This is a genomic window from Bacteroides sp. AM07-18, from assembly GCF_003602695.1.
GTDB classification, from domain to species: Bacteria; Bacteroidota; Bacteroidia; order Bacteroidales; family Bacteroidaceae; genus Bacteroides; species Bacteroides uniformis.
Window position 1 is genome coordinate 475,519 of sequence record NZ_QTLM01000001.1, and the last position, 21,615, is coordinate 497,133.

Below are 21,615 nucleotides of genomic sequence, written 5' to 3' on the forward strand. Positions count from 1 at the left end.
TTAAGGAATTATGCAATCCCGTGAGCCGTAGCTTCCGGTGCAATCTTCTTGATAAGACCTTGCAGCACTGCACCAGGACCGCACTCTGTGAAGTCCGTAGCACCATCGGCAACCATGTTCTTCACTGTTTGCGTCCAACGTACCGATGCTGTCAGCTGAGCCACCAGGTTCTTCTTGATTTCTACCGGGTCAGTATGAGGCATAGCGTCTACATTCTGATATACGGGGCACTTCGGAGCATGGATTTCTGTTGCATTGATGGCTGCTTCCAGTTCAACTTTGGCAGGGTTCATCAGCGGAGAGTGGAACGCACCGCCTACCTTCAACGGCAGAGCACGCTTTGCACCTGCAGCCTTCATCAGTTCGCAAGCCTTGTTGATACCTTCTATGGAACCGGAAATTACAATCTGTCCCGGGCAGTTATAGTTGGCTGCCACGCAAACTTCACCTTCAGCACTTACTTGAGCGCAGATTTCCTCAACCTTTTCATCCGGCAGGGCAATAATGGCTGCCATAGTGGAAGGCTGTGCCTCACAAGCCTTTTGCATAGCCATGGCACGGGCATACACCAGTTTCAGACCATCTTCAAAGCTCAGTGCACCGGCAGCAACCAAGGCAGAGAACTCGCCCAATGAGTGACCGGCGGTCATCTCCGGCTTAAAGTCATCGCCCATGCAGAGGGCGGAAATAACGGAATGAAGGAATACGGCAGGTTGGGTAACTTTAGTCTGGCGCAGGTCTTCATCTGTTCCGTTGAACATAATATCAGTAATACGATACCCGAGGATATCATTTGCTTTCTCAAAAAGTTCCTTGGCTAATGCCGAATTTTCGTACAGGTCCTTTCCCATGCCAACGAATTGGGCACCTTGACCCGGAAATACAAATGCTTTCATATTTACTCGTTTTTTAGTGTTTAAATAAAAAGTGCTGCAAAGGTAGAGGTTTTTCTGATATTCACCGCACAAACGGATGTTTTTTGTGCAATGCCCTTACTTTAAGGAGGGAAGCTAAAATACAATATGTATGCTTGGGCCTTCTGTGGTATCCGGAGGCTGAAATACTTATAAATGAAACACTTTCTCCTTATTGTACTTCCTACAATTAGACCTCTTGTATATTCTTGTAAATTACATATTGTATTCCATACGATAACAACTGAAAATGATATTGTATAAAGTAAGATATGTATTCAGTTGAAAAATAATGCTTTATAATATTATAAAAATATTCTTTTCCTTTATTGCAAATTAGAAAAACCTATTTATATTTGCAGCGCTTAACGAGATATATTATGCAAAACATAGAACAAAAAACGCCGTTGGCAAACAATCATATCTCTGTGGACTGTGTAGTGATTGGTTTTGACGGAGAACAGCTAAAGGTTCTGCTGATTAAGCGTGCAGGAGAGGAAGAAGGAGAAATCTTTCATGATATGAAGCTTCCCGGAAGTTTGATTTACATGGATGAGGATTTGGATGAAGCTGCCAAACGGGTGTTGAATGAATTGACGGGGCTGAAGAACGTCAATCTGATGCAATTCAAGGCATTCGGCTCAAAAAACCGTACGAAGGACCCCAGAGATGTACATTGGCTGGAACGTGCCATGCAGTCCAAGGTAGAGCGTATTGTCACCATAGCCTATCTTTCCCTGGTGAAGATAGACCGCGCATTGAACCGTGATTTGGACAATTATCAAGCTAGTTGGGTAGCCATGCCGGATATAAAGGCTCTGGCATTCGACCACAACCTGATTATCAAGGAAGCCATTACCTATGTCCGTCAGTACGTCGAGTTCAACCCGTCTTCACTGTTCGACTTGTTGCCGCGTAAGTTCACCGCATCCCAGCTTCGCACTTTGTACGAACTGGTGTATGACAAGCAGTACGACGTACGCAATTTCCATAAAAAAATTGCCTTGATGGAGTATGTCGTCCCCCTGGAAGAAAAACAGCAGGGCGTGGCCCACCGGGCGGCACGCTACTACCGTTTCGACAAAAAGATATACAATAAAATCCGACGGTAGCCGGATTGTAAATTCTTCATATCACTTTCATTTTAATATTGATAGAAATGTATTTATTAGGTTATGACATCGGCAGCTCGTCTGTAAAAGCGAGTCTGGTAAATGCGGAAAGCGGCAAGTGTGTATCGTCTGCCTTCTTCCCCAAGACTGAAGCGGAAATTATCGCAGTGAAGCCCGGCTGGGCAGAGCAAGACCCCGGAAACTGGTGGGAAAACTTGAAACTGGCCACACAAGCGGTATTGGCAGAATCCGGAGTAAACGCAGAAGACATCAAGGCGATCGGTATCTCTTATCAGATGCATGGCTTGGTATGTGTAGATAAAAACCAGCAGGTGTTGCGTCCTGCCATTATCTGGTGCGACTCCAGAGCCGTGCCCTACGGACAAAAGGCTTTCGAAACATTGGGAGAGGAGACTTGCCTTTCACATCTGCTGAATTCTCCGGGCAACTTCACGGCCTCCAAACTGGCTTGGATTAAGGAGAATGAGCCTTCCGTTTACGAAAAGATTCATAAGATAATGCTGCCGGGCGACTATATCGCCATGAAGTTGAGCGGTACCATCTGTACCACGGTGTCCGGTTTGTCCGAAGGGATGTTCTGGGATTTCAAGAACAACCGGGTTGCCGACTTTCTGATGGAGTATTATGGATTCGACTCCTCTCTGATTGCCGACATCAAACCGACTTTCTCCGAGCAGGGACGTGTCAATGCCGCTGCCGCCGCAGAGCTGGGTCTGAAAGAAGGTACGCCTATCACTTACCGTGCCGGCGACCAACCCAACAATGCCCTTTCCCTGAATGTGTTCAATCCGGGTGAAATTGCTTCCACCGCCGGAACGTCCGGCGTGGTATACGGCGTGAACGGTGAGGTGAACTACGACCCCAAGTCACGTGTCAACACCTTTGCACACGTCAACCATGCTGCCGGGCAAACCCGTCTGGGTGTTCTGCTGTGCATCAATGGTACGGGCATCCTCAATTCATGGGTAAAACGCACCGTTGCTCCCGAAGGTATCTCTTACAGCGATATGAATCTGCTGGCGGCGCAAGCCCCCATCGGCAGTGCCGGTATCAGCATCCTGCCCTTCGGGAACGGTGCGGAGCGTATGCTGGAGAACAAGGAAATCGGCTGTTCCATTCATGGCATCAACTTCAACCAACATGGCAAGCAGCACATTATCCGTGCGGCACAAGAAGGCATCGTTTTCTCTTTCAAGTATGGAATCGACATCATGGAGCAAATGGGCATTCCCGTGCAGAAAATTCATGCAGGCAAGGCTAATATGTTCCTCAGTCCGCTGTTCCGCGAGACATTGGCCGGTGTGACGGGAGCTGTCATCGAACTGTATGATACCGACGGCTCTGTAGGTGCCGCCAAAGGCGCCGGAATCGGTGCGGGCATATACAAGGACAACAACGAAGCATTTGCCACGCTTGAGAAGCTCGAGGTGATAGAGCCGAAAGTGGCAGACCGCCAGGCTTATGCCGACGCATATGCACGTTGGAAGCACTGGGTATTGTGAGTAATATACCGATATGAACCAATTGTCTTATAACGGTATAGACATGAGCTAAAGAGAATATTCTTTTTTTAGACAGAAGAACAAAAGAACAAAAAGAAAAATATAAGCTATAGTACGCTACGAATATGTTCTTTTGTTCTTATGTCTAAAAATAATTCTTTTGTCTTTTACCTCATAACCGGTAAAAAACGAACAAAAGTTATATTGAACTCACGTTAAATTAATAATTAACCCCGTGATGAATGTGTCTGTCATTGGCACATTCTCACATTAAAACATTAAATTCTTATGGCAACAAAAGAGTATTTTCCCGGAATAGGAAAGATTAAATTCGAAGGTAAAGAGAGCAAGAACCCGATGGCATTCCGTTATTACGATGCCGATAAAGTAATCATGGGCAAGAAGATGAGCGAATGGCTGAAGTTCGCCATGGCATGGTGGCACACCCTTTGCGCAGAAGGCGGTGACCAGTTCGGTGGCGGAACAAAGAAATTCCCCTGGAACGGTGAGGCTGACAAGGTTCAGGCTGCCAAGAACAAAATGGACGCCGGCTTTGAATTCATGCAGAAAATGGGTATCGAATACTATTGCTTCCACGATGTAGACCTTTGCGAAGAAGCCGAGACCATCGAAGAATACGAGGCCAACCTGAAGGAAATCGTAGCGTATGCCAAGCAGAAACAAGCCGAAACCGGCATCAAGCTGTTGTGGGGTACCGCCAACGTATTCGGTCATGCACGCTATATGAACGGTGCAGCCACCAACCCCGATTTTGATGTAGTGGCACGTGCCGCCGTTCAAATCAAGAACGCCATCGACGCCACCATCGAGCTGGGAGGTACGAACTACGTATTCTGGGGCGGTCGCGAAGGCTACATGTCCTTGCTGAACACAGACCAGAAACGTGAGAAAGAGCACCTCGCACAGATGTTGACCATCGCCCGTGACTACGCCCGTGCCCGTGGCTTCAAAGGTACCTTCCTGATTGAACCGAAACCGATGGAACCTACCAAACACCAGTATGATGTAGATACCGAAACCGTTATCGGCTTCCTGAAGGCTCACAACCTGGACAAGGATTTCAAAGTGAATATCGAAGTGAACCACGCTACCTTGGCAGGCCACACCTTCGAGCACGAACTCGCGGTAGCCGTAGACAACGGTATGCTCGGCTCCATTGACGCCAACCGTGGCGACTACCAGAACGGCTGGGATACAGACCAGTTCCCCATCGACAACTTTGAACTGACCCAAGCCATGATGCAGATTATCCGTAACGGCGGTTTCGGCAATGGCGGTACCAACTTCGATGCCAAGACCCGTCGTAACTCCACCGACCTGGAAGACATTTTCATTGCCCACATCGCCGGTATGGACGTGATGGCACGTGCCCTGGAAAGTGCAGCCAAACTGCTTGAAGAGTCTCCTTACAAGAAGATGCTGGCCGACCGCTATGCTTCCTTCGACAGCGGTAAAGGCAAGGAATTCGAAGATGGCAAGCTGACGCTGGAAGATGTAGTGGCATACGCGAAAGCCAACGGTGAGCCGAAACAGACCAGCGGCAAGCAGGAACTGTATGAGGCAATCGTGAATATGTACTGCTAATCTGATGAATAATTGATAATGGATAATTGACAGTTGCCATGCGGTGACGTATGCCGGACTGTCGATTATCCTAATTATCCGTTCTTCATTTTCCATTATCCATTAAATCAAATCATCATGAATTATACAGAAAAAGGCAGTAAACTCTACCTCTTTTCCATTGTGCTTGTAGCCGTAATCGGAGGGTTGCTTTTCGGTTACGATACAGCAGTCATATCCGGAGCCGACAAAGGGCTCCAGGCATTCTTTATGGGTGCTTCCGATTTTGTCTACACAGACGCGATTCACGGCATCACTTCTTCCAGCGCACTTATCGGATGTATCATCGGTAGTGCTCTTTCGGGGTTCTTCGCATCCAATCTGGGGCGCAAGAATTCTCTTTTCATAGCCGGTGTCCTGTTCTTTCTGTCGGCATTGGGCTCTTACAATCCGGAATTTATTTTCTTTGATTACGGTGTCCCTTCCTATTCACTGCTTGTAGCATTCAATTTCTACCGTGTATTGGGAGGAATCGGCGTAGGTTTGGCATCGGCCATCTGCCCGATGTACATTGCGGAGATTGCACCGAGCAACATTCGCGGGACTCTGGTATCATGGAATCAGTTTGCCATCATCTTCGGCCAGTTGGTGGTTTACTTCGTCAACTTCCTGATTCTGGGCGAGAATTCAAATCCGGTGATAAAGGCCATTGAAGGAATCAACCAGATTCTGAATCCCGAAGCGGCAGCATGGGTCACAGAGACAGGATGGCGTCTGATGTTTGTCAGCGAAGCCGTTCCTGCGGGAATCTTTGCGTTGCTTGTACTGTTTGTTCCCGAAACGCCGCGCTATCTTGCCATGAGCGGCAAGGATGAAAAGGCACTCCAGGTGTTGAGCCGTATCAACGGATTGGCCCAGGCAAAGGTCATTCTGTCTCAAATCAAGGCTACGGCAGAGGAAAAGACGGAAAAGCTTTTCACTTATGGCTGGATGGTTATCTTCATCGGTATCATGCTGAGCGTATTCCAGCAGGCGGTAGGCATCAATGCCGTACTCTATTTCGCACCGCGCATCTTCGAAACGATGGGTATGGGCAACCCGATGGTGCAGACCGTCATCATGGGTATCATCAATATACTGTTCACGTTGCTGGCTGTCTTTACAGTCGAGAAATGGGGACGCAAGCCGCTGCTCATCTCGGGGTCTGTCGGCATGGCGATAGGTGCTTTCGGAGTAGCTCTCTGCAATGTGGTGGCAGGGCTTCCTCCCATGTTGGCTGTTGTCAGCATCATGGTCTACAGTGCTTCGTTCATGTTCAGCTGGGGCCCCATCTGCTGGGTACTGATTGCCGAAATCTTCCCGAATACCATTCGTGGCGCTGCAGTAGCCATTGCCGTGGCCTTCCAATGGATATTCAACTTCATCGTATCTTCCACCTTCGTGCCTATGTACAATATGAGCCTGGGAGATATGGGAGACAAGTTCGGGCACATGTTTGCTTATGGCTTATACGGAATCATCTGTGTGGTGGCTGCCCTGTTTGTCTGGAAGCTTGTTCCCGAAACGAAAGGCAAGACACTGGAAGACATGACCAAGCTGTGGAAGAATAGAAGAAACAATAGATAAGACCGTCATTGAAACTGTCCATATAAGACGGGAAAGAGGAGGCCTGATGAATGCCTCCTCTTTTTGTTATCAATTCCGTATCTTTTCCCTTATCCGTTCAAGATGGGAAAGAAAAATCTTCGGAGGGGAAGATAACATGTAAGGATAAACCGTACCTTTGCACTGTTTTTAATCAGGAATAGCAAGAAAGTTATGGATTCAATGAAAATCAATAAGGTACAGATACGCAATCTGCAGATTGAAGATTATGACCAGTTGGCACAATCGTTTACACGCGTTTATTCAGACGGAAGCGATGTGTTCTGGACACACAAACAAATAGAAAAACTGATACGAATCTTCCCCGAGGGGCAGATTGTGACGGTGGTTGACGAGAAAATCGTGGGCTGTGCGCTTTCCATCATAGTGAACTACGATGATGTGAAGAACGACCACACCTACGCCCAGGTTACGGGCAAGGAGACTTTCAATACCCACAATCCGAAAGGCAACATACTTTATGGCATCGAAGTCTTTATCCATCCCCAATACCGCGGCCTGCGTCTGGCACGCCGCATGTACGAATACCGCAAGGAACTTTGCGAGACATTGAACCTGAAGGCAATCATGTTTGGCGGACGTATCCCCAACTACTATAGATATGCTGACCAAATCCGCCCCAAGGAGTACATAGACAAGGTGAAGCAAAAGGAAATCTTCGACCCGGTGCTGACCTTTCAGCTCTCCAACGACTTCCACGTGCGCAAGGTGATGCGCAACTACCTTCCCAATGACGAGGAATCCAAGCACTATGCCTGCCTGCTGCAATGGGACAACATCTACTATCAGGCTCCCACACAAGACTATGTAAGCCCCAAAACCACCGTCCGCGTAGGCCTGGTGCAATGGCAGATGCGTACCTACAAGACACTGGATGACCTCTTTGAGCAAGTGGAGTTCTTTGTGGATGCCGTGAGCGACTACAAGAGTGATTTTATCCTTTTCCCCGAATACTTCAACGCGCCGCTGATGGCAAAATTCAACAACGAGGGCGAGTCGCAGGCCATCCGCGGGCTGGCGGCCTATACCGAGGAAATCAGGGAGCGTTTCATCAAGCTCGCCATCAGTTACAACATCAACATCATTACGGGCAGTATGCCGCTTATCAAGGAGGACGGATTGCTATACAACGTAGGATTCCTCTGCCGGCGTGACGGAAGCTATGAAATGTATGAGAAGATACACGTCACTCCCGACGAAATAAAGTCTTGGGGATTGAGCGGAGGCAAGTCCATCCGGACGTTCGATACGGACTGTGCGAAGATAGGCGTGCTGATATGCTATGATGTAGAGTTCCCCGAACTGAGCCGCATCATGGCAGACCAAGGCATGCAGATACTCTTTGTGCCTTTCCTTACCGATACACAGAATGCCTACAGCCGCGTAAAGGTGTGCGCCCATGCCCGTGCCATCGAGAACGAGTGCTTCGTCGTGATAGCCGGCAGCGTGGGCAATCTTCCCCGCGTGCACAACATGGACATCCAGTATGCCCAGTCCGGCGTGTTCACTCCCTGCGACTTCGCTTTCCCCACAGACGGCAAGCGTGCGGAAGCCACTCCGAATACCGAAATGATTCTTGTGTCGGATGTGGATCTGGACTTGCTGAATGAACTGCATACCTACGGCAGTGTACGCAACCTGAAAGACCGGAGAGGCGATTTGTACGAGGTGAAGATGAAAAGATGACTTTCCCGAATGCCACACTCGGTTGCCTCCAATGCCACACCTTATTCTCCGAAATGCCACACTTCATCGTCCGGAATGCCATAGGTTTCGGACAACGGAGTGTGGCATTTCAGCTGCTGAAGTGTGGCATCCGGGACGATGAAGTATGGCATTTCGGATGGTAATTCCATAGTTTATCCGTATCTTTACAAAACTTTTATTTTAAAAAACAGAAACAATGGCCAAGAAAGCTCTCTCTGCTCCCGAAATACCTCTCTGCATCAATGTGTTGCGATTACTTAACTACCGTCTGGCTCCCGACGAGCTGATTCTGTTCGACTGGCTTACAGTAAAACAGATTTCTTTTAAATACAAGCCTTTCCATTACTCCCAGGCGCGTGTAGAGGAAGAAACCCGTATCCGCCGTACCCGGCAGGAAGTCATCATTAAGCAATTCTCGGCCTTGGGCTTCTTGAAAACCGACATAAAGGTCAATTCCGTCACCCGTGGACGTGTCCGCTATTACTCCGTGGACTTCAGTGTACTTGCCGACGTGGATGTCCTGGTAGAAATCATCATGCCCCAAACCACGCTCTTCCGTGACTTCATCCTCTACTTTGCCTACCACGCCACTATGCAGAAGAAGAGCAAGGAAGAACAACTGAAGCCTGCCTCCGCCATAAATCACGAGGCTGCCGCCCGAATCTATCAACTGCTGAGCCAAGTCTATGACGAGCGCCGCCAATACTATAATGATGGGGGACTGACCGGAGATGTGAAGCCTGAACGCTCGAAATCTGCCATGCAATTGCAGCATAACAAACCCATAGAACGTAAACTGGCAAAGTTGGCAGACTACTACAACGATAACAGCATCAAAAACGCCTTTCTTGCCTATGTGGACGAAATCCTGACCCAAAAGAAAGAACCCGAAAACCTGATGTATTACTTTCTCTCTTTCGATGAGACATCGGATTGTTTCGGAGTGGTGAATCATTACCTTAATTATTTCACCTTGCATTATAGTTACAGCAGCAACAGTTGAAGTCTATCCGCTGATGATGCTGTTATTATTTCTTTTAATATAATACTTTATTATTCTTTCCCATGCTGTTCTCTGCACGCTTATTGCTGATTGCGGCAATAGCATTCGCAGAATTCTACATACCATTTGTTGAACTCAGCAAAATAGCCCTCTCATTTGTTGTTTTCAACGTAGTTTTCAGGGGGTAAGTTTTGGCAAATTCTGCGTTTTTTGTCGTTTTTTGCTTAGGGAACCCTGCATTGCCCCAAACGACATCTACAGATGCACTTCTATGTACTAATTCGGGAAAAGAGAAAAGAGGGACAGTGTTGAGTGAGCGAATATTTTTTAAAATCGTACCTGCATATTTTTTTGTTCTTAAAAAGTCTCTTGTATTTAAGTTTTTTGTAAATTTGCACCCTTAAAATGGAGAAGGTAGCTTTTGACGTACCAAATGCCTATCAAGAGTATCTTCAATCGTAAATTGTAAATTGTCAAATAGTAAATATCAAGATGGGTAAGAAGTTTGCCGAATATTCGAAGCTCGACCTTTCCGAAGTGAACGGAAAAGTGTTGAAGAAATGGGACGAAAACCAGGTTTTCGCCAAGAGTATGACAGAACGTGAAGGTTGTCCTTCTTTCGTATTTTTCGAAGGACCTCCCTCGGCCAATGGTATGCCGGGCATTCACCACGTAATGGCTCGCTCCATTAAGGACATTTTCTGCCGTTACAAAACGATGAAGGGGTTCCAAGTAAAGCGTAAGGCCGGATGGGATACTCATGGACTGCCCGTGGAACTGGGTGTGGAAAAAGTACTCGGCATTACGAAAGAGGATATTGGCAAGACTATTTCCGTAGCAGAATACAATGCTGCCTGCCGCAAGGACGTCATGAAGTTCACCAAGGAATGGGAAGACTTGACGCACAAGATGGGCTACTGGGTGGACATGACGGACCCGTATATCACCTACGACAACCGCTACATCGAAACCTTGTGGTGGCTGCTGAAACAGCTCTATAAGAAAGGACTCCTTTATAAAGGGTATACCATACAACCTTATTCTCCTGCTGCCGGAACCGGACTCAGCTCGCACGAGTTGAACCAGCCCGGATGTTACCGTGACGTAAAAGACACGACCATGGTGGCACAGTTCAAGATGAAGCATCCGAAACCGGAAATGGCAGAGTGGGGAACTCCTTACTTCCTGGCATGGACCACTACTCCGTGGACGTTGCCCAGCAACACTGCGCTCTGCGTCGGTCCCAAGATAGACTACGTGGCCGTACAGACTTACAACGGATATAGCGGTGAGAAGATGACTGTTGTCTTGGCAAAAGCACTGCTCTACACTCACTTCAACAAAAAAGCGGAAGGCATTGCATTAGAGGATTATAAGCCGGGTGATAAGCTGATACCTTTCAAGATAGTAGGTGAGTACAAAGGCCCCGATTTGGTAGGTATGGAGTACGAACAGCTCATCCCTTGGGTGAAACCGATAGACGTTGCCGAAGACGGTAGCTGGACTCCCAGCGACAAAGGTTTCCGTGTAATTTCTGGTGACTATGTGACGACTGAAGACGGTACGGGTATCGTACACATTGCCCCGACCTTTGGTGCGGACGATGCTTTTGTGGCACGCGCTGCAGGTATACCGTCCTTGTTCATGATAAACAAGAAGGGTGAGACCCGCCCGATGGTAGACCTCACCGGTAAGTTCTTCTTGATTGACGAACTGGACGAGGATTTCGTAAAGGCATGTGTCAACGTAGACCTCTATAAGGACTATCAGGGCAAGTGGGTGAAGAATGCCTACGACCCCCAATTCACTGTAGACGGCAAGTACGACGAACAAGTCGCACAAGCTGCCGAATCGCTGGATATTGAAATCTGCATGATGATGAAAGCCGCCCGCCAGGCATTCAAGATAGAAAAGCATGTACACAACTATCCGCACTGCTGGCGTACGGACAAACCCGTATTGTACTATCCGCTGGATAGCTGGTTCATCCGCAGCACCGCTTGCAAGGAACGTATGATAGAGTTGAACAAGACCATCAACTGGAAGCCGGAAAGCACCGGTACGGGACGTTTTGGCAAGTGGCTGGAAAACCTGAATGACTGGAACCTCAGCCGTTCGCGCTATTGGGGTACTCCGCTGCCCATCTGGCGCACGGAGGACAATAGCGAGGAAAAATGTATCGAGTCTGTAGAAGAGCTCTACAACGAAATAGAGAAATCCGTGGCTGCCGGCCTGATGCAGTCCAACCCTTACAAGGAGAAGGGCTTCCAGCCGGGTGTATATACCAAAGAGAATTACGACAAGATAGACTTGCACCGTCCTTACGTGGACGATGTCATCCTTGTTTCTAAAGACGGCAAGCCGATGAAACGCGAAACGGACTTGATTGACGTTTGGTTCGATTCCGGTGCCATGCCTTATGCACAGATACACTATCCGTTCGAGAATAAGGAACTGCTGGATAGCCACCAGGTATATCCTGCCGATTTCATCGCCGAAGGGGTGGACCAGACACGCGGTTGGTTCTTCACGTTGCACGCCATCGCTACAATGGTGTTCGACAGTATTTCTTATAAGGCTGTCATTTCCAACGGCTTGGTGCTCGACAAAAATGGTAACAAGATGTCCAAGCGTCTGGGCAATGCCGTAGACCCCTTCTCGACCATCGAGAAATACGGGTCCGACCCGTTGCGCTGGTACATGATCACCAACTCTTCTCCGTGGGACAATCTTAAGTTCGACGTGGATGGAGTGGAAGAGGTGCGCCGCAAGTTCTTCGGAACACTCTATAACACCTATTCATTCTTCGCCCTCTATGCCAATGTAGACGAATTTGACTACAAAGAAGCCGATGTGCCCATGGCAGAACGCCCTGAGATAGACCGTTGGATTCTCTCTGTACTGAATACGTTGGTGAAGAACGTGGATACCTGCTACAATGAATACGAGCCCACGAAAGCAGGACGTCTCATTTCCGAATTCGTGAACGACAACCTCTCCAACTGGTATGTCCGCCTGAACCGCAAACGTTTCTGGGGCGGTGGTATGACGCAGGACAAGCTCTCTGCATTCCAGACACTCTATACATGCCTCGAAACCGTGGCTAAGCTGATGGCACCCATCGCTCCGTTCTATGCTGATATGCTCTATTCCGACCTGATTGCAGCTACGGGACGCGACAATGTGGTTTCCGTACACCTTGCCAAGTTCCCCGAATATAAGGAGGAAATGATAGACAAGGAATTGGAAGTCCGCATGCAGATGGCACAAGACGTCACTTCCATGGTATTGGCATTGCGCCGCAAGGTGAACATCAAAGTCCGCCAACCGCTTCAGTGCATCATGATACCGGTAGTGGATGAAGAACAGCGTGCACACATCGAGGCTGTGAAAGCACTTATCATGAACGAGGTGAATGTAAAAGAAATCCAGTTTGTGGACGGTGCTGCCGGTGTACTGGTAAAGAAAGTGAAATGCGACTTCAAGAAGCTGGGACCGAAATTCGGTAAGCAGATGAAAGCCGTGGCTGCTGCTGTGGCGGAAATGTCCCAGGAAGCCATTGCCGAGCTGGAGAAGAAAGGCTCTTATACGTTCAATCTGGACGGTGCAGAAGCCGTGATTGAAACGGCAGATGTGGAAATCTTCAGTGAGGATATTCCGGGATGGCTGGTTGCCAACGAGGGCAAACTGACCGTGGCTCTGGAAGTTACCGTTACCGAAGAGTTGCGCCGTGAGGGTATTGCACGCGAGCTGGTAAACCGCATTCAGAATATCCGCAAGTCGAGCGGTTTTGAGATAACAGATAAAATAAAGATTACATTATCAAAAAATCCTCAAACAGATGATGCGGTAAATGAATATAATGACTATATTCGCAACCAAGTTTTAGGAACTTCACTGACGCTGGCAGACAACGTAGAAAATGGTACAGAACTGAACTTCGACGATTTCTCGCTGTACGTGAGCGTAGTGAAAGAATAATTAAATACTAACCCTGATTAACACGTAAAAGTTATGGCAGAAAAGACAAGATACTCAGATGCTGAATTGGAAGAATTCCGCGCTATCATTATGGAGAAGTTAGAGTTGGCACAACGTGACTATGAACTGTTAAAGGCCAGCCTGACGGGTGCAGACGGTAATGACACCGACGATACATCTCCTACGTACAAAGTACTGGAAGAAGGTGCCAACACCTTATCCAAGGAAGAAACCACACGTCTGGCCCAACGCCAGTTGAAGTTCATCCAAGGATTGCAGGCTGCTTTGGTGCGCATTGAGAACAAAACATATGGCATTTGCCGCGAAACCGGCAAACTGATACCGGCAGAGCGCCTTCGTGCAGTGCCCCATGCCACTTTGAGCATCGAAGCTAAAAACAACGGCAAGAAATAAAAATGGGTAAATTCTTTACGAAGGGCCGGATAGCCTGCCTTATCATATTTTCGGTATTGGTTATAGACCAAATTATCAAGATTTGGATAAAGACCCACATGTACTGGCATGAGAGTATCCGGATTACGGATTGGTTCTATATATACTTTACCGAGAATAGTGGTATGGCTTTCGGTATGGAAATATTCGCCAAACTGTTCCTGACCTTGTTCCGCATTGCTGCAGTCACGGTCATTGGCTGGTTTCTGTACAAGTTCGTGAAGCAAGGCATGAAGACCGGATTTATCATCTGTGTGTCTTTGGTCTTGACGGGAGCCTTGGGAAACATTGTCGACAGTGTGTTCTATGGCGTGCTGTTCAACGAAAGCACCCATTCGCAGATAGCCTCCTTCATGCCTGAAGGAGGGGGATATGCCCCGTGGTTCCATGGCAAGGTGGTGGATATGTTCTATTTCCCCATCATTGATACAAACTGGCCCGCATGGATGCCGTTTGTCGGTGGAGAACATTTCATTTTCTTCAGCCCGATATTCAATTTTGCGGATGCAGCAATCAGTTGCGGTATCATTGCTTTGCTGTTGTTCTACGGCAAGGACTTCAATGATGCCTATCATGCTGCCATAAAGAAATCATGAAAGGAATAAATCGAATTCAATGGTGTAGCGTAGTCCTTCTGGTGTTCAGTCTGACGGCTTGTAAGGTGAAAAGACCTGAAACCGTCCTTCCGGATGCCAAGATGGAAAACGTGCTTTATGATTATCACATAGCCAAAGCTATGGGTGAAGAAGTGCCGTATAACGAAAGTTATAAGCGGGTGCTATACATTGAATCGGTTTTCAAGAAATATGGCATTACTCAGGCCGATTTTGACTCTTCTATGGTCTGGTTTGCCCGTAACCCGGAAGTACTTACCAAAATCTACGAGAAAGTGAATGTACGGTTGAAAGCCGAGAGAGACGGTATCAACCACTTGATTGCCCTGCGTGACAACAAGCCGAAAGAATCACTTCCCGGAGACAGTATCGACGTGTGGATATGGCAGCATATCTATCAGTTGACGGGTATGCCCCTGGACAACAAGATAACGTTTACGTTGCCATCAGACACCAATTTCCACGACCGTGACACGCTGCGCTGGAGCGTGCGCTTCCGTTTCCACAACGGTGCACCGGACAGCATACATGCTCCGTTGATGGCGATGCAGATTCTTTACGAAAAGAATGACAGTGTCATCAGTGCCATTCGGAAAGTACAAGACACAGGTGTGGAAACGCTCACCTTGTTTGCCGATACTTTAGGAGAAATCAAGGAAATACGCGGGTTCATCTATTATCCGCAGCAGGAGACTCCACAGCCTTTGCTGGCAGACCGTATCTCACTGATGCGCTATCACGCCACGGACAGCTTGGTCATTGCCCCAAAGGACAGCCTTCAGCAGGCGACAGACTCCCTTCGCAAAGACAGTATCGGAAAACCTGAGAAATTGAAACCTCTGGAAATTCAGGAGCAGGAAAATACCACGACTCCCAGAACCATACGTCCCCGTCCGAAAGCATGAAACGCTACGCTTCCCATTTTCTGTTTCTTCCCGGGCATGGCTATCTGAAACAATATGTGGTGGAGATAGGTGAAGGACAATGTGTATCACGTATCTTCCCATTGACAGAAGAGGTGGAGAATACGGAATGGCTACCGGGAGTCATAGCTTTGCTTACGGAGGTGGAAACAGACTATCCTCATTTTGATACGTGCTGCAATATACTGACGGCAATCCCTCCGGTTATCGAGGAAGAATTGCCTTATTTGATTCCCTGGTTGTTTTTTCCTTTTGATTTTACTACAATGCAGCCTGGCGCCGGAACTCAGCGCAAACTACTGCTGTGGCAATAGCCACGTTCAATGACTCCGAGGTCTCACGGCTGGCGGGATAATTCGGTATGTATAGTTTGCGGTTGATGAGTGCCTCCACTTCTTTTCCGATGCCATTTCCTTCATTACCCATCACAATCAGCCCATTTTTCGAAAGCGGTTGTCCGTACATATTCTCTCCGTCCAGGAAAGTGCCGTAAACGGGAATATCCTTCAGTGAGCGGATGAACTCGGGTAGGGGAGTATAATGCAGTCTGACGCGTGCGATACCTCCCATCGTGGCCTGCACAGTTTTGGGATTATAGATATCCACCGTGTTGGGCGAACAGAAAATATGCTCTATCCCAAACCAATCAGCAAGGCGGACAATCGTTCCCAGGTTACCGGGGTCTTGCACATCATCCAAAGCCAGACAGAGGGAGTGGCTGATGACGGAAATATCCGTCTCCTCATCCGGCTGCCGGAACACAGCCAGCACTTGTTGGGGAGTTTTCAGCAGGCTGGCACGCGAAAGTTCCTCCTCCGATACTTCCGTGACATCCGTTACGGTGGAGAGAGGGCGGTTCCGGGAAAGCCATTCTGAAGTTGCCAGCAAGAACTGACAAGGAAAATGTCCCAACAAATCCCCTACGAGTTTAGGTCCTTCTGCCAGAAATACCTTGTCGGCCTTCCGGTTCTTTTTCTGCTCCAACGAGTGGATATATTTAATGCGATTTTTACTTAATGCCATAGGACACACATGTTATCATTTGACAAAAATACGTGATTATTTCAATATAATCAAAAACTCTGCACTCTTCCGGCGTTTTTTATTTCGGGAACAAAAAAATACAAGTATATTTGTAGCTGTTTATGCGCAATTAATGACTCGGTATGAATAAAGGTTTCCGCTACGCGATACTTACTACTATCGTACTTTTGTTGGCTTCCTGTTCTTCTACCAAATATGTGCCGGACGGCTCGTATTTGCTGGATGAAGTGCGCATACATACTGATAATAAGGAAGTAAAACCATCCAATCTCTCCATGTACATCCGCCAGAATCCCAATGCGAAGTGGTTCAGCCTGATAAAGACCCAGTTGTATGTCTACAACTGGTCCGGACGGGACTCTACACGCTGGATAAACCGTACATTGAGGAAATTAGGTGATGCCCCGGTCATATACAGTGAGGAGGAAACCAACCGGACCAGGGAAGAAATCACTAAGGCTGTGCAGAATATGGGCTATATGGGCGCCCTGGTGGAACCGGTACGCCAAGTCAAGAAGAAAAAGATGAAGTTGGTCTATAAAGTGACAACCGGCAAGCCCTATAAAGTTCGTACCTTGAAATATGATATCCAGGACAGTAAAATAAAGGAATACATGCGGCAGGATTCCGCAGTAACCTTATTATCCGAAGGCATGTATTTTGATGTCAATGTACTGGATGCAGAACGCCAGCGCATCACAAACAAACTGCTTCAGAATGGATATTACAAGTTCAATAAAGAGTACATATCCTATACTGCGGATACTGTCCGTAATTCTTATCTGGTAGATTTGACACTGCATTTGGCTCCATACAGACAGCATAACGAGGATACGCCGCAGAATCACCGGCAATACACTATCAATAAAGTGAGTTTCATTACCGATTATAATGTGTTGCAGGCATCCACCCAGAACAGCATCGAGGTGAATGATTCATTGCATTACAAAGGCTTTCCCATCTACTACAAAGACAAGCTTTATCTGCGCCCCAAAGTGCTGACCAACAATCTGCGCATCACTCCGGGAACTCTCTATAACGAGCAGAACGTGCAGCGTACCTACTCCAACTACGGACGCCTGCAAGCCCTGAAATATACCAATATCCGTTTTTTTGAAGTGCAACAGAGTGACAGTGCAAAGCTCAACGCCTATGTGATGCTGACCAGAGGCAAGCATCAGTCCGTATCCTTTGAAGTGGAAGGCACAAACTCTGCCGGCGACCTGGGAGCTGCCGCTTCGGTGGCTTTTCAGCACCGCAACATGTTCAAAGGTTCCGAAACATTCATGTTCAAACTACGTGGGGCATACGAGGCTGTGTCCGGTTTGCAGAGCTCCTTGAATCAAGACTACATAGAATTAGGTGCGGAAGCAACCATCAACTTCCCACGGTTTATGTTTCCCTTTGTATCCAGCGATTTCAAGCGGAGGATAAGGGCTACTACAGAATTCGGATTGCAATATAACTACCAGATGAGACCCGAATTCACGCGCATTGTAGCATCTGCCGGATGGAGCTACAAATGGGGGGTACAACAACAGCGTTCGCAGCATCGCATTGATTTGCTGGACATCAACTATCTGTATATGCCCAGCATAGACCAGACATTCAAAGAGGATTATCTGGAGAAAGACGAGAACTACATCCTCAAATACAATTATGAAGACCGCTTTATTGTCCGCACCGGCTATAGCTATATCTACAACAGTGCCGGAAGAGCATTGATGAATAACTCCGGTATCGGAAATTCCTATACCATCCGCCTCAATTTTGAATCGGCGGGTAACTTGTTGTATGCTGTGGCAAAGCTCGGAGGAATGAAAAAGAATGCATCGGGGGAATACACTTTGTTGAACATTCCTTTTGCCCAATACCTGAAAGGCGATTTTGACTTTGCCAAGAATCTGGTCATTGACAACCGCAATTCATTGGCATTTCATTTTGGTGCCGGTATTGCCATTCCATACGGCAATGCAACAATGCTTCCATTTGAGAAGCGCTACTTCTCCGGCGGCGCCAACAGTGTGCGCGGATGGTCTGTACGTGATTTGGGGCCCGGTTCTTTCCCCGGCGATAATAACTTCATGAACCAGTCGGGAGACATCAAGCTGGATGCCAGCATTGAATACCGCACACGGTTGTTCTGGAAATTCAGAGGAGCCCTCTTTGTAGATGCCGGGAATATCTGGACAATACGGGATTATAAAGACCAGCCGGGAGGTCAGTTTAAATTTGACAAGTTCTATAAGCAGATTGCCGTGGCATATGGTTTGGGATTGCGTCTTGACCTGGATTTCTTTGTATTGCGTTTCGACGGAGGTATGAAGGCCATCAATCCGGCTTATGAAAAGAAAAAAGACCGTTATCCCATTATTCATCCTAAATTCAGCCGCGATTTTGCTTTCCACTTTGCTGTGGGATATCCGTTCTAATGAAAGTTGAAAATGGAAAGTGAGAAATGCTTATTGGGCATCTATGTACCAGCCACTTTCCATTTTCAATTTTCCATTAATTAAAAGCGTAGTACGTGCCAATCATCGTCGCCTGACGTGCTGCTGCCACACCTTGGGCATCCAGCGTCACTGTCATTTCCTCACCGTTCGGAAGGGTCATTTGTGCAGTGCCGTCATTGTTCATTTGCAGCAATTCTGTGCTGACACCATCGGCAACAACATTCCAAGTATTCAACTCTTTGTTGTAAATGAGTTCCATAGAAGCAGTCTCACCTTCTTTGGTGATAGAATAGCCGTTTTCAAGTGTCTCTACCAGGTAGTCACCGTTTTCGCCTTTCACTTTCTTTACATCACCAATGCTGGCCATAGGGTTTGAACCACTCCAGAATTCGATGGAGTTGATGACCAATGCATCGGCCAGATAGCAAACGCCATATACCGGGATAATATTGAATGCCAGATAAACCAGTTCGTTTACAAACTTGGTACCAATACCTTGATTCCAGCTGACCAGTTTACTATGCAGTCCAAAAGAACCGATACAAGAACAGAAAAGAAACGAGCCGCAAATCATTACGGTCGCAGCCATCTTCAAATTGAACTTTTTCATAATCACTCTTTTTTATTTTACTGTGTTTAATTAGCTTTATAGCTCATCGAGTTATTTTAAGCATCCGCAAATATAGGATTTTTTACGAAAATACATCCTATTTGAGCTTAAAATCTGTTTTCAGTAAAACGGAAGTGTCTATTTACGAGCCTTTTGGAAAAGAGCTTTTCTTATCCAGCGGTCAACGGCAAACTTGCCCGGACCTATGATATACATCAATATGAACACTACCAGATATACAAAAGCCAACTCTTTCGTGGCAAACGGGTCATTACCATGAATTACAAAAAAGGCAACAGCCATTGTAAACACCATTGGTATCATAGCCAAACGATAGAGAAAGCCTATAATGAATGCCATGGAACATGCCAATTCACCAAAGATAGCCAGTCCTAAAGACAGCGGACTGCCTACACCCAGCGGGTCAGGGAAAACAGCCGACAGCTCTTGAAAGTTAGTCCACTTCTGGATGCCGTGGTTCATTAATAATATACCGAATACAATTCTTGCAATCAATAGTATAGCAGATGTTGCCGTTCCGTCCGGTTTGACAGGAAATAAAAGTCGTTTTAACATATTCATTCGTTTTTAAGTTCGTATATGAACTATAACAAATATTACTCAATAAAAGTTTACTCCCGCTTCAAGGGTTTGATGATAATCCGTAAAGACGGGTCATAGGTAAAGTAACTCCACATCCAGTCTACGAAGATGAAAAGACGGTTCTTTACACCCACAATACTCATCAAATGGATGAATAGCCACACAGCCCATGCCGGAAAACCGCCAAAACGCAGTTTCTTAAGCTCGACTACGGCATGATTGCGGCCAATGGTCGCCATGGAGCCTTTGTTTTGATATATAAACGGCTGCAACGGCAGGCCTGTTTCTGCACGCTGCAAGTTCCTTATCAAGTTGCGGGCCTGCTGGATGGCTGGTTGCACCACTTGCGGGTGTCCTTTGGGATACTCCTCAGAAATCATAAGGGCCGTATCCCCGATAGCGAAAATATTGGGATATTGAGAAAGACGGTTATAAGTGTCCACCTTCAAGCGGTTTCCCGGTCCATAGGCATCGGCAGGCAATCCTTGAAGGCTGTTTGCCTTGACACCGGCCACCCAGAATACATTTTTGGTATCGATGGCAGTCCCGTCATTCAATGCCAATTGATAATTCTCGTATCCCATCACCCGTTGGTTCAATTTGATTTCCACATCACGCTTCTTCAGATAATCGGCCACTTCTTTGGAAGACTCTTCTGAAAAAGCAGACAAGAGCCGGGAAGAGCCATCCAACAAGATGATACGCATCTCATTGATATTCAAGTCCGGATAGTCTTGAGGAAGGACAAACTTCCTCATCTCGGCCAAAGCACCAGCCAACTCTATTCCCGTAGCTCCACCGCCTACAATGGCAAAGGTCATCAGACGCCTGCGCTCTTCTTTATTACCGGTGTTCTGGGCTTGTTCAAAACTATCCAATATCTGGTTTCGGTTGAACAAGGCTTCCGAAGTATTCTTTAGTGCCATGGTCTGTTTCTCCAGCCCGTCGTTTCCAAAATAATTTGTGTTGCAGCCGGTGGCAATGACCAAATAGTCGTATGCCAGCGTGCCGATGGAAGTCTCCAGCAGATTGTGTTCCGGGAAGACTTGCTGTGCTTCACAAATACGTATATGGAAATGCTCTCTTTTTTTGAAGATTTTTCGGTATGGGAATGATATGGCACTCGGTTCAATACCTGCTGTGGCCACTTGATAGAGTAACGGTTGGAAGATGTGATGGTTATTCTTATCCAGTAAAACTATCTGAAACTTGTTGCTTTTCAATTTTCGTGCCAGCTTTAATCCGCCAAAGCCGCCGCCTACGATTACCAGTCGTTTCTGTCCCTCTTTATCGGGAATGTCCATTGCTGTTTTCATAATTCAATATCATGTTGTTCTTTGTAATATTAAAATAACAGTATAAATCGAGGAAAGTTCTATAAATGATGTAGTTAAAAAGAGTGAACCCCACATGCAATGTAGAAATG

18 protein-coding genes are annotated in these 21,615 nt (G+C 47.1%); 12 read left to right on the forward strand and 6 right to left on the reverse strand.

All coding sequences use genetic code 11. The features are described 5' to 3' along the window. Positions 1–8 precede the first annotated feature (8 nt). The gene (gene fabD, locus DW096_RS02265) at positions 9–896 is read right to left on the reverse strand and encodes an ACP S-malonyltransferase (RefSeq protein ID WP_005825542.1); all 888 of its coding nucleotides are present in this window, start codon (positions 894–896) and stop codon (positions 9–11) included. Positions 897–1,294: 398 nt separating this feature from the next. Between fabD and DW096_RS02275 the strand changes: the two genes are divergently transcribed. The 5 genes from DW096_RS02275 (at position 1,295) to DW096_RS02295 (ending at position 8,484) form a co-directional block, all read left to right on the forward strand. Further along, positions 1,295–2,026 carry an NUDIX domain-containing protein gene (locus DW096_RS02275; protein ID WP_005825541.1) on the forward strand — a complete coding sequence of 244 codons (732 nt, stop codon included), beginning with the start codon at positions 1,295–1,297 and terminating at the stop codon, positions 2,024–2,026. A gap of 47 nt (positions 2,027–2,073) precedes the next feature. Next, positions 2,074–3,549, forward strand: a complete 1,476-nt coding sequence (locus DW096_RS02280; RefSeq protein WP_120028660.1) for a xylulokinase — start codon at positions 2,074–2,076, stop codon at positions 3,547–3,549. Positions 3,550–3,837: 288 nt separating this feature from the next. After that, entirely contained in the window at positions 3,838–5,154 is a 1,317-nt protein-coding gene (xylA, locus tag DW096_RS02285; RefSeq protein WP_118930755.1) for a xylose isomerase, read from the forward strand. Between the two features lie 117 nt (positions 5,155–5,271). After that, positions 5,272–6,759 carry a D-xylose transporter XylE gene (gene xylE / locus DW096_RS02290; RefSeq protein ID WP_120028661.1) on the forward strand — a complete coding sequence of 496 codons (1,488 nt, stop codon included), beginning with the start codon at positions 5,272–5,274 and terminating at the stop codon, positions 6,757–6,759. 192 nt (positions 6,760–6,951) lie between these two features. After that, entirely contained in the window at positions 6,952–8,484 is a 1,533-nt protein-coding gene (locus DW096_RS02295; protein ID WP_120028662.1) for a carbon-nitrogen hydrolase family protein, read from the forward strand. A 41-nt stretch (positions 8,485–8,525) separates the two neighbouring features. On the opposite strand, the gene DW096_RS19650 is transcribed toward DW096_RS02295, so the two are convergent. Beyond that, positions 8,526–8,654: a hypothetical protein gene (locus tag DW096_RS19650; RefSeq protein WP_005837113.1), complete on the reverse strand. Its 129-nt coding sequence runs from the start codon at positions 8,652–8,654 to the stop codon at positions 8,526–8,528. 47 nt (positions 8,655–8,701) lie between these two features. Between DW096_RS19650 and DW096_RS02300 the strand changes: the two genes are divergently transcribed. From DW096_RS02300 to DW096_RS02325, 6 genes are all read left to right on the forward strand, one after another. Further along, positions 8,702–9,508 (forward strand): hypothetical protein, encoded by an 807-nt coding sequence (locus DW096_RS02300; protein ID WP_005825533.1) that lies wholly within the window; start codon positions 8,702–8,704, stop codon positions 9,506–9,508. 492 nt (positions 9,509–10,000) lie between these two features. After that, a complete protein-coding gene (ileS, locus tag DW096_RS02305; RefSeq protein ID WP_120028663.1) occupies positions 10,001–13,489 on the forward strand; it encodes an isoleucine--tRNA ligase in 3,489 nt (1,162 codons plus the stop codon). A gap of 33 nt (positions 13,490–13,522) precedes the next feature. Continuing rightward, positions 13,523–13,903: a TraR/DksA C4-type zinc finger protein gene (locus tag DW096_RS02310; protein ID WP_004290962.1), complete on the forward strand. Its 381-nt coding sequence runs from the start codon at positions 13,523–13,525 to the stop codon at positions 13,901–13,903. A 2-nt stretch (positions 13,904–13,905) separates the two neighbouring features. Further along, a complete protein-coding gene (locus DW096_RS02315; protein ID WP_005825525.1) occupies positions 13,906–14,538 on the forward strand; it encodes a lipoprotein signal peptidase in 633 nt (210 codons plus the stop codon). Then, positions 14,535–15,461 carry a DUF4296 domain-containing protein gene (locus DW096_RS02320; RefSeq protein WP_005825524.1) on the forward strand — a complete coding sequence of 309 codons (927 nt, stop codon included), beginning with the start codon at positions 14,535–14,537 and terminating at the stop codon, positions 15,459–15,461. Before DW096_RS02315 ends, DW096_RS02320 begins: the two co-directional genes overlap by 4 nt. Continuing rightward, positions 15,458–15,793 carry a hypothetical protein gene (locus tag DW096_RS02325; RefSeq protein WP_005837115.1) on the forward strand — a complete coding sequence of 112 codons (336 nt, stop codon included), beginning with the start codon at positions 15,458–15,460 and terminating at the stop codon, positions 15,791–15,793. Before DW096_RS02320 ends, DW096_RS02325 begins: the two co-directional genes overlap by 4 nt. Here DW096_RS02325 and DW096_RS02330 read toward each other — a convergent pair. Then, complete coding sequence (locus DW096_RS02330; protein WP_008664596.1) at positions 15,741–16,502, reverse strand: RNA methyltransferase; 762 nt, start codon at positions 16,500–16,502, stop codon at positions 15,741–15,743. The two genes, DW096_RS02325 and DW096_RS02330, sit on opposite strands and share 53 nt — an antisense overlap. Before the next feature lie 143 nt (positions 16,503–16,645). Here DW096_RS02330 and DW096_RS02335 point away from each other — a divergent pair, with 143 nt between their 5' ends. Beyond that, a complete protein-coding gene (locus DW096_RS02335; protein ID WP_005837118.1) occupies positions 16,646–18,955 on the forward strand; it encodes a BamA/TamA family outer membrane protein in 2,310 nt (769 codons plus the stop codon). A gap of 76 nt (positions 18,956–19,031) precedes the next feature. Here DW096_RS02335 and DW096_RS02340 read toward each other — a convergent pair whose 3' ends face one another. From DW096_RS02340 to DW096_RS02350, 3 genes are all read right to left on the reverse strand, one after another. After that, positions 19,032–19,586: a DUF3332 domain-containing protein gene (locus DW096_RS02340; RefSeq protein ID WP_118930753.1), complete on the reverse strand. Its 555-nt coding sequence runs from the start codon at positions 19,584–19,586 to the stop codon at positions 19,032–19,034. A gap of 138 nt (positions 19,587–19,724) precedes the next feature. Beyond that, on the reverse strand, positions 19,725–20,162 hold the full coding sequence (locus DW096_RS02345; RefSeq protein WP_008664591.1) for a DoxX family protein: 438 nt from the start codon (positions 20,160–20,162) through the stop codon (positions 19,725–19,727). 56 nt (positions 20,163–20,218) lie between these two features. Then, a complete protein-coding gene (locus DW096_RS02350) occupies positions 20,219–21,505 on the reverse strand; it encodes an NAD(P)/FAD-dependent oxidoreductase (RefSeq protein WP_008664590.1) in 1,287 nt (428 codons plus the stop codon). Positions 21,506–21,615 lie beyond the last annotated feature (110 nt).

Bases quoted from the DNA above. Each gene is read 5' to 3' on its own strand.
- DW096_RS02325 (WP_005837115.1), top strand. From the start codon at position 15,458: ATGAAACGCTACGCTTCCCATTTTCTGTTTCTTCCCGGGCATGGCTAT.
- DW096_RS02310 (WP_004290962.1), top strand. From the start codon at position 13,523: ATGGCAGAAAAGACAAGATACTCAGATGCTGAATTGGAAGAATTCCGC.
- DW096_RS02335 (WP_005837118.1), top strand. From the start codon at position 16,646: ATGAATAAAGGTTTCCGCTACGCGATACTTACTACTATCGTACTTTTG.
- DW096_RS02280 (WP_120028660.1), top strand. From the start codon at position 2,074: ATGTATTTATTAGGTTATGACATCGGCAGCTCGTCTGTAAAAGCGAGT.
- DW096_RS19650 (WP_005837113.1), bottom strand. From the start codon at position 8,654: ATGGAATTACCATCCGAAATGCCATACTTCATCGTCCCGGATGCCACA.
- xylA (WP_118930755.1), top strand. From the start codon at position 3,838: ATGGCAACAAAAGAGTATTTTCCCGGAATAGGAAAGATTAAATTCGAA.
- DW096_RS02350 (WP_008664590.1), bottom strand. From the start codon at position 21,505: ATGAAAACAGCAATGGACATTCCCGATAAAGAGGGACAGAAACGACTG.
- xylE (WP_120028661.1), top strand. From the start codon at position 5,272: ATGAATTATACAGAAAAAGGCAGTAAACTCTACCTCTTTTCCATTGTG.
- ileS (WP_120028663.1), top strand. From the start codon at position 10,001: ATGGGTAAGAAGTTTGCCGAATATTCGAAGCTCGACCTTTCCGAAGTG.
- DW096_RS02315 (WP_005825525.1), top strand. From the start codon at position 13,906: ATGGGTAAATTCTTTACGAAGGGCCGGATAGCCTGCCTTATCATATTT.
- DW096_RS02345 (WP_008664591.1), bottom strand. From the start codon at position 20,162: ATGTTAAAACGACTTTTATTTCCTGTCAAACCGGACGGAACGGCAACA.
- DW096_RS02275 (WP_005825541.1), top strand. From the start codon at position 1,295: ATGCAAAACATAGAACAAAAAACGCCGTTGGCAAACAATCATATCTCT.
- fabD (WP_005825542.1), bottom strand. From the start codon at position 896: ATGAAAGCATTTGTATTTCCGGGTCAAGGTGCCCAATTCGTTGGCATG.
- DW096_RS02300 (WP_005825533.1), top strand. From the start codon at position 8,702: ATGGCCAAGAAAGCTCTCTCTGCTCCCGAAATACCTCTCTGCATCAAT.
- DW096_RS02320 (WP_005825524.1), top strand. From the start codon at position 14,535: ATGAAAGGAATAAATCGAATTCAATGGTGTAGCGTAGTCCTTCTGGTG.
- DW096_RS02340 (WP_118930753.1), bottom strand. From the start codon at position 19,586: ATGAAAAAGTTCAATTTGAAGATGGCTGCGACCGTAATGATTTGCGGC.
- DW096_RS02330 (WP_008664596.1), bottom strand. From the start codon at position 16,502: ATGGCATTAAGTAAAAATCGCATTAAATATATCCACTCGTTGGAGCAG.
- DW096_RS02295 (WP_120028662.1), top strand. From the start codon at position 6,952: ATGGATTCAATGAAAATCAATAAGGTACAGATACGCAATCTGCAGATT.